This is a genomic window from Pseudomonas cremoris (assembly GCF_014230465.1).
The window spans coordinates 1-12,622 of the sequence record NZ_JAAXCY010000016.1 but is presented as its reverse complement, the minus strand read 5'-3'; the positions used below and the strand labels follow the sequence as shown (position 1 = coordinate 12,622).

Annotated in this window: 10 protein-coding genes and 1 pseudogene; 7 read left to right on the top strand and 4 right to left on the bottom strand. The window is 62.3% G+C overall.

Translation table 11 applies throughout. The features are described 5' to 3' along the window. The first annotated feature begins 48 nt into the window (after window positions 1-48). The 6 genes from HF257_RS30090 to HF257_RS30065 all read left to right on the top strand — a co-directional run bounded on the left by HF257_RS30090 (window position 49) and on the right by HF257_RS30065 (window position 7,462). On the top strand, window positions 49-1,683 hold the full coding sequence (locus HF257_RS30090) for an ABC transporter substrate-binding protein (protein ID WP_185709929.1): 1,635 nt from the start codon (window positions 49-51) through the stop codon (window positions 1,681-1,683). A gap of 58 nt (window positions 1,684-1,741) precedes the next feature. Beyond that, a complete protein-coding gene (locus tag HF257_RS30085; RefSeq protein ID WP_185709930.1) occupies window positions 1,742-2,695 on the top strand; it encodes an ABC transporter permease in 954 nt (317 codons plus the stop codon). After that, window positions 2,692-3,528, top strand: coding sequence for an ABC transporter permease (locus tag HF257_RS30080; protein WP_185709931.1), 837 nt, complete (start codon window positions 2,692-2,694; stop codon window positions 3,526-3,528). The genes HF257_RS30085 and HF257_RS30080 overlap by 4 nt, the downstream gene beginning before the upstream one ends. A gap of 2 nt (window positions 3,529-3,530) precedes the next feature. Next, window positions 3,531-5,171, top strand: coding sequence for a dipeptide ABC transporter ATP-binding protein (locus HF257_RS30075; RefSeq protein WP_185712138.1), 1,641 nt, complete (start codon window positions 3,531-3,533; stop codon window positions 5,169-5,171). Between the two features lie 85 nt (window positions 5,172-5,256). Next, the gene (locus HF257_RS30070; RefSeq protein WP_185709933.1) at window positions 5,257-6,426 is read left to right on the top strand and encodes a hypothetical protein; all 1,170 of its coding nucleotides are present in this window, start codon (window positions 5,257-5,259) and stop codon (window positions 6,424-6,426) included. A 160-nt stretch (window positions 6,427-6,586) separates the two neighbouring features. Then, window positions 6,587-7,462, top strand: a complete 876-nt coding sequence (locus HF257_RS30065) for a LysR substrate-binding domain-containing protein (protein WP_185709934.1) — start codon at window positions 6,587-6,589, stop codon at window positions 7,460-7,462. Here HF257_RS30065 and HF257_RS30060 read toward each other — a convergent pair. From HF257_RS30060 to fae, 4 genes are all read right to left on the bottom strand, one after another. After that, window positions 7,409-8,785: an MFS transporter gene (locus HF257_RS30060; protein ID WP_185709935.1), complete on the bottom strand. Its 1,377-nt coding sequence runs from the start codon at window positions 8,783-8,785 to the stop codon at window positions 7,409-7,411. The two genes, HF257_RS30065 and HF257_RS30060, sit on opposite strands and share 54 nt — an antisense overlap. A gap of 179 nt (window positions 8,786-8,964) precedes the next feature. Continuing rightward, window positions 8,965-10,398, bottom strand: a complete 1,434-nt coding sequence (locus tag HF257_RS30055; protein WP_185709936.1) for an NAD-dependent succinate-semialdehyde dehydrogenase — start codon at window positions 10,396-10,398, stop codon at window positions 8,965-8,967. After that, entirely contained in the window at window positions 10,395-11,429 is a 1,035-nt protein-coding gene (locus HF257_RS30050) for an aldo/keto reductase (protein ID WP_185709937.1), read from the bottom strand. The genes HF257_RS30055 and HF257_RS30050 overlap by 4 nt, the downstream gene beginning before the upstream one ends. 10 nt (window positions 11,430-11,439) lie before the next feature. Continuing rightward, a complete protein-coding gene (gene fae / locus HF257_RS30045) occupies window positions 11,440-11,952 on the bottom strand; it encodes a formaldehyde-activating enzyme (RefSeq protein WP_016974617.1) in 513 nt (170 codons plus the stop codon). A gap of 324 nt (window positions 11,953-12,276) precedes the next feature. On the opposite strand from fae, the pseudogene HF257_RS30040 reads away from it, so the two are divergent. Beyond that, window positions 12,277-12,622: pseudogene (locus HF257_RS30040) on the top strand (ribonucleotide-diphosphate reductase subunit beta); the annotation flags it as partial.

Below are 12,622 nucleotides of genomic sequence, written 5' to 3'. Positions count from 1 at the left end.
CCCTTGCGGTTCAACAAAAACGCATATTCGCAAGTACCGGAGAGGCTTATGAAAGACTTGACGACCCTGGACGGCAGCCTGCCGCATCCAGCCGTGAATGACCTGTGTGCCCAAGTGCAGCGCGGTGAAATCAACCGCCGCCAATTCCTGCGTACCGCCGCCCTGCTGGGCATTACCGTGGCCAGCGCCTCGACCTTTATCGGTTCGGCCCTGTTGGGCAGCGACGCCCAGGCCGCCGATGCCACACCGGCCCGCCAAGGTGGCAGCCTGCGCTTTGCCTGTGCGATCCAGGAAATCCAGGACCCGATGCTGATCACCTGGATCGAAGCCTCGAATCTGTTGCGCAACTCCCTCGAATACCTGACCTGGGTCGACGCCGACAACATCACCCACCCCTACCTGGCCGAGAGCTGGAGCCCGTCCGAAGACCTCACCACCTGGACCTTCAACCTGCGCCAGGACGTGAAGTGGAGCAACGGCGACAGCTTCAACGTCGACGACGTGCAACACAACATCCAGCGCTGGATCGCTGCCGACTCCAAGTCGGTCAACCGTACCGCGTTCCAGGACATCAAGGCCTTCGAAAAAGTCAGCGACTACCAGTTCCGCCTGCAACTCAAGCGGCCGATCCTGGCGATTCCGGAGATGCTCAACGCCTTCACCTGCGCCCTGGTGCACCGCAGCTTCAAGGCAGGCGATGACTGGGCAAAAAACCCGCTGGCCACCGGGCCGTTCAAGCTGGTGTCGTTCGCGGTGAACAAGCAGGCGACCTTTGCCAAGCGCGCCGACTACTGGGGCAAACCCGCCAACCTCGACGAGCTGCGCTACATCGACATGGGCACCGACGTGTCCACCCACCTCGCCGCCCTGCAAGCCGGGCAAGTCGACGTGCTGTACCGCGTCACAGTGGCCGAGCTGGACCTGGCCAAGCGCCTGCCCGGTGCGCAGTTGCTCAGCTGCAAATCCGCGCAAACCGTGGTGATGCGCATGGCCTGCGACCAAAAGCCGTTCACCGACCTGCGCGTGCGCAAAGCGGTGGTGTTGTGCGCCGACAACGCGCAGATGCTCAAGGTCGCCTATCGCGGCATGGGCACACTGGGCGAAGACCACCACGTGGCACCGTCCCACCCGGAGTATTTCCCGTTGCCCAAGCGCGAGCGCGATGTGGCCGCGGCGAAAAAGCTGTTGGTCGAGGCGGGTTTCGCCAATGGCCTGGACATCGACCTGATCGTCGGCAACACCCAGGGCCGCTACGAGCAGGACTGCGCGCAGATCCTGCAACAGAACTGCCTGGAAGCCGGCATCCGCATCAACCTCAAAGTGGTACCGGCGGCGCAGTACTGGCCGATCTGGGACAAGGCCGCGTTCAGCCTGACCTACTGGGCTCATCGCCCGCTGGGCGTGATGTCACTGGAGCTGGCCTATCGCGGCGGTGGCGCCTGGAACGAAAGCCACTACAGCGACCCGGCCTTCGATGCCGCCCTGGACAAGGCCATGGGCATTATCGACCCGAAACAGCGGGCCGTGGCCATGCAGAGCGTGGAGCAAATCCTGCAGGACGCGTGCGTGATCGTGCAGCCGTTCTGGGGTGACAAGTTCACCGCCGTGAGCAAAAAAGTGCAGGGGTTCCAAGTGCACCCTTCCGACTTCTACCCCATGGGCAATGTCTGGCTGAGCGTTTGAGTCGACTCTGCCCGCACGTGCGGGCAGGCATCCCATCACCCGTCGGAGCATGCACCTGATGGCTCACTTTCTATTGCGCAAATTGCTGATGCTGCTGGCGACTCTGCTGTCGGTGTCGCTGATTGTGTTCCTGGCCCTGGAACTCAATATCGAGGACGTGGCAATCAACGTCCTCGGCCCCTACTCCGCCGCCGACCAGCGCGCCGCGTGGTTGCTGGAACACGGTTACAACCAGCCGTTCGCCTGGCGTTACCTGGTGTGGCTCAAGGACTTCGTCACCGGCGACTGGGGCACCTCGGTGTACTTTCGCGAGCCGGTGCTCAAGCTGTTGCTGCCCAACCTGTGGCAAACCCTGACCCTGGCCGGGCTGGCCTTGCTGGTAATGGTGCCGGTAGCGTTGACCCTGGGCATCCTGGCCGGGATTCGCCAGGGCTCGTTGATCGACCGGTTGGTGTCGTTCCTGTCGATCGTCACCACCTCGATTCCGGACTTCGCCAGCGCGGTGTTTGTCTCGGCGATCTTTGTGTTCTGGCTCAACTGGCTGCCGGGCGTGAGCAGCATGAGCGACGGTTTCAGCGCTGTAGAGCTGGTACTGCCGCTGATGGTGCTGTGCCTGTTCGGCATCGGCTACCTGGCGCGGATCACTCGGGCGTCGATGGTAGAAGTGATGCAGGCGCCGTACATCCGCACCGCCCGGCTCAAGGGCGCCTCCACCACGCGCATCGTGTTGCGCCATGCCCTGCGCAACGTGCTGATCGCGCCGGTCACGGTGATCATGCTGTACATCCCGTGGTTGCTCTCCAACGTGATCGTGGTGGAGGTGTTTTTCGCCTACAAAGGCTTCGGTTCGATGCTCTACACCGCGTCGCTCAACCATGACGTCTACCTGATCGAAGCCTGCGCGATGATCAGCGGCGTGGTGGTGGGCATCAGCAAGATCTTCTCGGACCTGGCCTACACCTGGCTCAACCCGCGCATCACCCTGCGCAGTCTCGGCGGAGGCAGCCAATGAACCTGCTCAAATCCTTCAAGCATCCCCTGGCCCTGCTCGGCCTGTTGCTGGTGGGCGGCTGGGTGCTGATTGCACTCTGCGCGCCGTGGCTGGCACCCCATGATCCGCTGGAAAGCTTTACGCCGTTGCTCACACCCATGACGGCAGGCGATGACGGCGCGCGCTTTTTGCTCGGCACCGACATGATCGGCCGCGATATTCTTTCGCGCCTGATCTGGGGCACCCGCACGGTTTTGTTCTGGTCGATCCTGGCCACCCTCACCGCGTTTGCCGTGGGCATCGCGATGGGCCTGTGCGCCGGTTACTTCAACGGTTGGGTGGACGCCGTGCTGTCCTATGTGGCCGACACGGTGCTGTCGTTCCCGGTGCTGGTGTTGTACATCGTGATCATCATCGCCCTCGGTGCTTCAGCGCTGAATATCCTGATTGCGGTGACCTTCACCAGTGCGCCGGCGATCTTTCGCATCATGCGTGCGCTGACCATCGACATCCGCTCGCGTGACTACGTGCTCAGCGCGATCACCCAGGGCGAGGGCTCGCTGCGCATCATGCTGGTGGAGATCCTGCCCAACTGCGGCGGGCCGCTGATCGTCGATTTCTGCCTGCGCATCGGCTACACCGCGATCATGATCGGCGCCCTGGGCTTCCTCGGCCTCGGCCTGCCGCCGCCCACCCCGGACTGGGGCGGCATGATCAACGATGGTCGCGCCATGGCCATTTCCTTCCCGCACCTGGTGATCTTCCCCTGCATCGCCATCTCCACCCTGATGCTCGGCCTGAGCTTGCTCGCCGACGGGCTGGATGAACACGCGCAGCAAGGCGCAAGGAGTTGAGCATGAACAGCCAGCAAACCGTATTGCGGGTCGACAACCTAAGCATCGAGCTGCCCAAGGGCGCCGACCGCAGCCACGCCGTACAAGGCATCAGCCTGGATGTACGCAAAGGTGAAATCCTGTGTGTGATCGGCGAATCGGGTTCGGGCAAGTCCGTGCTGTCGGCAGCGATCATGGGCGATTACGCCAAGGGCCTGCGGCATGCCGGCGGCGTCATCGACTTTCTCGGTGACGATATCTGCACCCTGGACGAACACCGCTTGCGCGCGCTGCGCGGCAACCGCATCGCGATGATTTTCCAGGAGCCGATGGCGGCGCTGAACCCGGCGATTCGCATTGGCAAGCAAGTGGAAGAGATCTTCGATATCCACGCACCACAGATGCCAGCGGCTGAACGCCGTGAACGCATGCTGGCGCTGCTGGAGTCCACTCAATTACCGGACCCGCCGCGCATCGCCAACAGCTTTCCCCATCAACTCTCCGGCGGCCAATGCCAGCGGGTGGTGATCGCCATGGCCTTGGCGATGAACCCGGATTTGCTGATCGCCGACGAGCCCACCACCGCTCTGGATGTGACCACCCAGGCGCAGGTGTTGAAATTGGTACGCGACCTGCGTGGCCGGGGCCAGCACGGCATCTTGTTCATCACCCATGACTTTGGCGTGGTGGCGCAGATTGCTGACCGCATCGCCGTAATGGAAGGCGGCCGGCTGGTGGAAATCGGCGAGCGCGATCAGGTCTTGAATGCTCCCGCTCATCCCTACACCCGCAAGCTGATCGCCGCAGTGCCGGCGTTGCACCCCGAGCTGCATGTGCCGAGCGCGGACGGCGAAATGGCCTTGCGCATTGAGCATCTGACCAAGACCTACAACGTCGGCGGCAGCTCGGTGGCGGCGCTGCGCAACGTGTCGCTGAACCTGCCACGGGGCAAGACGCTGGCGATTGTCGGCGAGTCCGGCTCGGGCAAAAGTACCTTGGTCAAGGCGGCGATTCGTTTGGTGGACAGCGACAGCGGCCATGTGTGGGTGGGCGACACCGACTTCCTGGCGTTGCAGGGTTCGGCCCTGGCGGCGAACCGGCGGCGTATCCAGATGATTTTCCAGGACCCGTACGGCTCGCTGAACCCACGCCATCGAGTCGGCGACATCATCGCGCGCGCCGCGCAATTGCGTGGCTTGTCGACCAAGGACGCGTGGGCCGAGGCCGGTGATTTGCTTGAGCAAGTCGGCCTCAAGCGCGATGCCTTGCAGCGCAAGCCCCGGCAGTTCTCCGGCGGTCAGCGCCAACGCATCGGCATCGCCCGCGCCCTGGCGATGCGCCCGGAGGTGCTGATTGCCGATGAAAGCGTCTCGGCGCTGGATGTGTCGGTGCAAAAGCAGGTGCTGGAGTTGCTGGCCGACCTGCAGAAGCAGTTGAACCTGAGCATCCTGTTTATCACCCACGACCTGCGGGTGGCGGCGCAGATCAGCGACCACATCGCGGTGATGCGCCAAGGTGAAGTGGTGGAGTACGGCACCGCCGAACAGGTGCTGCTGAGACCGCAGAACAGCTACACGCAAACGCTGCTCGCCGCCGCCCCCGGAGCATCCGAATTACCCGCCGCTGGGCCGCCACTGAGGCTGATCCGCCCCGCCGCGCACTGAGTTCGACCCTTTCCCCCGCGCCGCAGCATTCGCTGCGGCAACGGGCTGCTGTTGCCAAAAATAAACCAATAACGAGAGCCAAATCATGCGACCAACCTTAGGCTACTTCGCCCTGATCCCCGTGCTCGGTGCCCTTGCGGCACCGGCCATGGCCATTCAGGTCACCGACAACCTCGACCTCGGCGGCGCGGTACGTGCGCGCTGGGACTACGACCCGGATCGCGGCATCCAGAAATTCGGCCTGGACACCGCGTTCCTCAGCGCCAAGTACAACTCCGACACCTGGATTGGTGAGGCGCAATACCGCTTTTACGGGCGCTCCTACCCCTATCAGTACACCAAGAACTACGGCGATATCCAGTTCGCCAAGTTCGCCTGGGTCGGCTACAAGTTCAACCCCGACCAGCAAGTGCAAGTGGGCCTGAACACCGTGCCGTTCGGTCTGCAGCCGTACTTCGGCAGCACCTTCTACGAAACCCTGGGCAACGTGATCGGCTTGGAAGACGTGCAGCAGATCGGTACCAAATACATCCAGCAAAGCGGTGACTGGAACATCCAGGCCGGCTACTACTTGCGCCCGGCGTGGCAAGGCAAGGGCACCAGCAAGGGGGTGACCTATTCCAGCGTGGTCTCCGAGGCCGACAGCTACGTGGCCGATGGCAGCAACAACCAGGAACGCAACACCGTGGTGGTCCGCGTGGCCAAGGCCATGGACCTGGGCAACTGGAAGTCCGAAGTCGGCCTGTCCGGCCTCACTTCCACCCTGGAAAACAAAGACACCGGCAACGATGGACGGCGCAACGCTGTGGCCATCCACTACCTGGGCAAGAACGGCCCGTGGGGCGTGCAACTGCAGGCAGCCCGCCAACAGATGTCGCCGCGCAACGAAGGCACCGACGGTGTGGTGACCCTGGGCGGCTATGACGGCACCTTCAACGTCGCCAGCCGCGGCAACCTGTACGTGGCGGACCTGAGCTACGACGTGGGCGGCAAGTACCTGTTCGACCAGGTCAGCGGCGTGAAGCTGTATGCCAACTACAGCGCCTTCGATAAATCCGACAACGCGTTCAAGACCTCACAGCGCGTAATCCTCGGTACCTCGTTTTCGGTGAGCAAGCTGTGGGTGGCCACGGAGTGGTTGATCGGCAAGAACGACCCGTACATCGGTGGCAGCAGCTATACCCAGAGCTTGGGCGCTGGCGGTAGCAACCAGTGGGAGAATCAGCTGTACATGAACATCGGGTATTACTTCTAATAATTGTAGTGAGCGGGCTTGCCCCGCGCTGGGCTGCGTAGCAGCCCCAATGAAGTCACCGAGTAACATCTGGTTATACTCAGTGCCAGGTTTTGGGGCTGCTTCGCAGCCCAGCGCGGGGCAAGCCCGCTCACTACAAAAATAATGTGTGGAATACCCCATGCGCCAACTGCCCTCCCTCAACATGCTCCGCGTCTTCGAAGAAGTCGCCCGCCACCGCAGCTTCAGCCAGGCCGCCGTCGGCCTCAACGTCACCCAGGGCGCGGTCAGCCGCCAGATCAAGCAGCTGGAAGACTATCTTGGCGTCGCCCTCTTCATCCGTACGCCCCAGGGGCTGTCGCTGACCGAAGCCGGCTTTGCCCTCTCCCCGCACCTGAGCGATGCCTTCGACCATATCGAACGCGCCCTGCAAGCGGTGCGCGTGCCCAATCTGCGCCAGCGCCTGCGCATCGTTGCGCCGCCGACCTGGGCCACCCGTTGGCTGTCTGCGCACCTGCGGCGGTTTTGCGAGCGCTACCCGGACATCAACCTCAGCGTCACCCACCAGAACAGCCACGCGAGCCTGGCGGAAATCGATTGTCAGATCCGCTTCGGCCTGGAGCCGGCCGCGCATTGCAGCAGTGAACTGTTGGTGATGGAGCGCCACATCGCGGTCGCCAGCCCGGAGCTGTTCACAGACGGTCAACCGCCCGACCTGCGCCGCTTTCCGCTGCTGCATATCCTGCACGATGGCAAGCGCTTGAAGGTGTGGGAGAACTGGCTGGCGGCCATGGGCCGAGACGATATCGATGCAGGCCAGGGCCTGGAATTCAGCACCCTGGATCAGGTGATCCACACCGCCCTGGCAGGCGGTGGCTTGGCGGTGATCGACCGGCAGATGATCGAACGGGAATTGGCCAATGGCAGCCTGCTGCCGATCACCCCCGTGGAAGTGATCGGCCCGTATGGCTATTGGCTGGATGTGGCAAGCGACAAACTCGGCTTATCCAAGGTTCGCCTGTTTACGCAGTGGCTGGGCCAGGTCAGCAACCCCTGACAGCGGCGGCGCCTCGGCCTTGCATGCCTGGTTAAGGGTCAGGGACTTGGTCTCCGGCGCCCAGGCCCACGAGATGATCGCGCCAAACACCAGGATCGCGGCGAGGATACCCATGGTCGGGCTCAGGCCGATCCCGGCCACGCTCACCGGCAGCAGGAACGTGCTGATGGCCGAACCCAGGCGGCTCACCGCCGTGGCCAGGCCGATGCCGCTGGCGCGCACTTCGGTGGGGAAGCTTTCTGCCGGGAACACGCCCACCAGGTTACTCACTGCCGACAGCACCAGGGTGAACACGCCGAAGGTCAGCACCATCAGCCACGCCATGCTTCCCGGCAGCACCGCCAGCAAGAACAACGCCGCTGCAAGGATGATGAACGAGTTGATCAAGAAGCCCCGGCGCGAGAATTTGACCGTGCACCAGATGCCGATCAACGCCCCGACAATCAGCAGCAGGTTGAGCAGCAACTCGGTGCCGAAGCCCTGGGACAAGCCCATCTTTTGCAGGATCGACGGCAGGAACGTGTAGATCGCGAAATACGGCATCACGATGCACACAAAGAACAGGCAGTTGAACGCCGTGCGCTTGCGGTATTCGCGGCTGAACAACACGCCGTAGCCGGAACGGGTTTGCGCCGACGGTTCTTCATCCAGCACCACGTGTTCACCCAGGTGCTTCTTGACGATGGCACGGGCTTCGGCGATGCGCCCACGGTTGACCAGCCAGCGCGGGGATTCCGGAGTGCCGATCCGGGCGATCAGGATCAAGCCTGCCGGGATAGCCGAAGAAGCCAACATCCAGCGCCAGGCGTCGTCGCCCAGGCTGAGCATCGCCGTGCCGACGAACGTTGCCGCAACATAACCGAAGGTCCAGATCACGCTGAACGAACCGAGCAGTACGCCACGGTGTTTCTTTGGCGAAAACTCGGCCAGCATGGCGTGGCCGACGCTGAAATCCCCGCCCAGGCCAATACCGATCAGGATGCGGCACAGCAGCAGGCCCATGGCGGTTTCAGCGTAGAACTGCATGACCGAGGCCACGGTGATCAGCACAAAACTGACCAGGAAGATCTTTTGCCGGCCGAGGGTGTCGGAAATCCAGCCGAAAAACAGGCTACCCAGGAACAGGCCGATCAGGGCCGAAGCACCGATCAATCCTTGCCAGAAGGCATCCAGTTGCATCTGTGGGCTAAGCAGCGTGAAGGCGATGCCGATCAGGCCGAGGATATAGCCATCGGTGAAGTGTGCACCGAAGGTGAGGCCGGCGATTTTCAGGTGAAAACGGCCAATGGGCAGGTCGTCGATTTTGACGGGTTGAGCAGTCATGGGTGTTCTCCATATTGTTTTTCTTGACGGAGTAACAGCGGGCAAGCCCCAACCTATGTGGGAGCGGGCTTGTGTGGGAGCGGGCTTGCTCGCGAAAGCGGTAAATCAGTTGATACATAAGGTGGCTGACCCGCCGCATTCGCGAGCAAGCCAGCTCCCACAGAGGGTCGGCGTTATGTCTATAAACCGCCCATCAACAGGTATTTGATCTCCAGGTAGTCATCCAACCCGTACTTGGAACCTTCGCGGCCCAAACCCGATTCCTTGATGCCGCCAAACGGCGCGACTTCCGTGGAGATGATCCCTTCGTTGATGCCCACCATGCCGGCTTCCAGGCCTTCGGCCATGCGCCACACGCGGCCGATATCACGGCTATAGAAGTAGGCCGACAAGCCAAACGGCGTGTCATTGGCACGTTGCAGTACCTCGGCTTCATCCTTGAAGCGAAAGCACGCAGCCACGGGGCCGAAGGTTTCTTCCTGGGCAATCAACATGTCGCCGTGGGCTTCGGTAAGGATGGTCGGTTCGAAAAAGGTGCCGCCCAGTGCATGTCGACGCCCGCCGCACAGCAGCGTGGCGCCCTTCTCCAAGGCATCGCCGACATGGGCTTCAACCTTGGCCAAGGCAGCGGCATTGATCAGCGGGCCTTGTTCGGTTTCGCCGTCCAGCGCGCTGCCGACGCGCATGGCGCTGACCGCTTCTGCCAGTTTGCGAGTGAACGCGTCGTACACACCGTCCTGGATAAAGAAGCGGTTGACGCACACGCAGGTCTGCCCGGTGTTGCGGAACTTGGAGGCCATGGCGCCTTTGACGGCGGCATCCAGGTCGGCGTCGTCGAACACAATGAAGGGCGCGTTGCCGCCCAGTTCCAGCGAGACTTTTTTAAGGGTGTCCGCCGCCTGGCGCATCAGCAATTTGCCGGTGCGGGTGGAGCCGGTGAACGACAGCTTGCGCACCACGCTGGAAGCTTGCAGTGCACCGCCGATGGCGACGGCATCGCCGGAGACAATGTTGAACACACCGGCGGGAATGCCCGCTTGCTCGGCCAGCACCGCCAGGGCAAAGGCTGACAACGGCGTCTCTTCCGAAGGCTTGAGGATCATGGTGCAGCCTGCCGCCAATGCTGGACCGACCTTGCGGGTGACCATGGCCAGGGGGAAGTTCCACGGGGTGATCGCCGCGACCACGCCGATGGCTTCCTTGACCACGATGATCCGCGCATCAGCCTTGTGGCTCGGGATCACGTCGCCGTAAGCCCGCTTGGCTTCTTCGCCAAACCACTCCAGGAAGCTGGCAGCGTAGACCACTTCGCCCATCGCTTCGGCCAGCGGTTTGCCCTGCTCCAGGCTGAGCAGGTGCGCCAAATCCTTCTGGTTGCTGAGCATCAGCTCGCTCCAGCGCTTGAGGCGCTGGCTGCGTTCCTTGGCAGTGAGCTTGCGCCACGCTGGCAAGGCGCGGTTGGCGGCGTCGATGGCCAAGTCTGTTTCTTCGGCGGCGGCGCGCTGTACCTCGACGATCAGCGCACCACTGGCCGGGTTGACCACCGGGTAAGTCGGCCCACCGCTGGACCATTGGCCATCGATGTAGTTGCCAGTACGGATCAGCGGGTTCATGCCACGGCCTCGATCAGGTTGAAACGGTCCAGGCCCGGGCGGGCCGCACGCAGGATGCGCTTGCCGGCGGTGTAGTCGTTGATCACATCGCACGGGGTGTAGTTGCGTTCCAGTTCGTGGAGTTCTTCGGCGTCCAGTTGGGTGTCGAGGGCCGCCAGCGCGCTGTCGAATTGTGCGGTGGTGTCGGCGCCCACCAGCATCACATCCACGCCTGGGTGATTGGCGACCCAGGCCTGGGCGATCTGTGCGTTGGACACGCCACGGGCACGGGCCACGCGTTGCACCGAATGGGCGATGTCAAACGACGCCTGGTCGCTGTACATCTGCTGGGTGAAGAAGTCGGTCTGGTTGCGGGTGGACTGCACTTCGCCAGTGAGCAAGCCACGGGCCAGCGGGCTGAACACCGAGACGCCCAGGCCCTGGTCGCGACAGAACGGGATCATCTCGCGCTCCTCTTCGCGGTACGCGCAGTTCAGTTGCAACTGCATGTTGATCGGCTTGACCCAACCGTTGCGTTCACACGCCATCAGGATCTTGGCCAACTGGCCGGTGAGCATGGTCGACACGCCGATATAACGGGCCTTGCCGGAACGCACGATGTCGTTCAGCGCGCACATGGTTTCTTCGACCGGGGTGTTCACGTCGAAGTAATGCAGCATGAACACGTCGACGTAATCCATGCCGAGGCGGCTCAGGGACGCGTCGATGCTGTCCATGATGTGCTTGCGCGAATGCCCGCTGGCATTGATGCCGCTACGAGTGCCGTAGCCGACTTTGGTGGTGACTACGATGTCGTCACGTCGCGCCACGCGCTTGAGAATGCGCCCGACGACTTCTTCGCCAACGCCAGCCGAATAGAAGTCGGCCAGGTCGATGAAGTTGACGCCGTTGTCCAGGGCGTGGGCAACGATAGGCTCGCTTTGCTTCTCGTCGAAGATCCACGGTTTCCAGTCCGGGGTGCCCATGTTCATGGTGCCCAGGCACAGGCGCGAGACTTGCAGGCCGGAGTTACCCAAACGGATGTATTGCATGGGATTCTCCTCAGGCCTTAGGCGTGTAGAAAGGGTTGCTGATGTGGTTGACCACATCCGCCAGTTGCGCGGTGTAGGGCGTACCGGTCAGGGCGGCGCGGATCGCGGTGCGGCAGGCGTTGTAGTTGTTCAAGTAGACGGCATCGAGGTCATCGCAGCCTGGGTTGACCCAGTTGGCGGTAACGATGGCCCACTCGTCCTCGGCTTCCGGCGGCAGGGTGCCGTCGAGCAAGGCTTCCAGCACAGCCTTGGCGATACCGGCCTGGGACGCGCCCCAAGTGGCATTGCCGTGCAGGTCGCTGCTGATTTCAGCCTTGTTGACGTAGAGGGTCATGGGTTTGACCGGGATGTTCGGCTGGGCAATCACCATGAACGGGCAGTGACCCTGGCTCGGTGACGCGAGGCTATTGGCAAACGCCTGGCCGGCCGGGCCGTTGCGTGGGCCGATGAGGATGTTGATGTGGGCAGCATTGACGCCTGGGCCTTCGAAGCCTTCGCCGATGTACAAATCAAGTGCTTTCATTTCGCAAACGCTCGTTGTTGTTATGGGGAGCTTGTTGGCGAGATTTTTAGCACCGGGGGTCAAAACGGCCGTAACCATTAAAAGTCATGGGGCTGTGACTTTTTCTCATGCCCCCCTGCGACGATCGATGCCGTCTTGTGCGTTGACCATCTTTGTTACACACCATATAGTGTGCCCACAAACAAAACAGACCACTACATAGTGTGCAGTATCGGTATTTACCGACCACACTATGCGCAGTATTTCAATGCCTTGAAGCCTGCAAATCGCACATTTATGGACGGGTTCACAGACCGTCCGAACAGACCAGGAAGGAGTATTTCGATGCTGAGTTGGGATGAAGTCGACAACGAAGACACCGGTGCAGCGGTGATCAAGGGCGCCAACGCTGGCCACGCCAGTGAAGCCAACATGGACCGCCTCGACGGTGCTGGCGCTGCTGCCGCACTGGAAGCGCGTAACGTGACCGCCAATGACTCCGCCGCGATCATCCGCGCCAAGGCCGCCCTCGACAAACTCGACGTCGCCGAAGGCCTCGCCGAACTGGAAGGCTCCGCCGCTCGCGTCGCCGTTGACGAAAAGCGCATGATCAACTGCCGCGCCGACCTCAACCAACTCGTGCCGTTCAAGTACGACTGGGCCTGGCAGAAATACCTCGACGGCTGCGCCA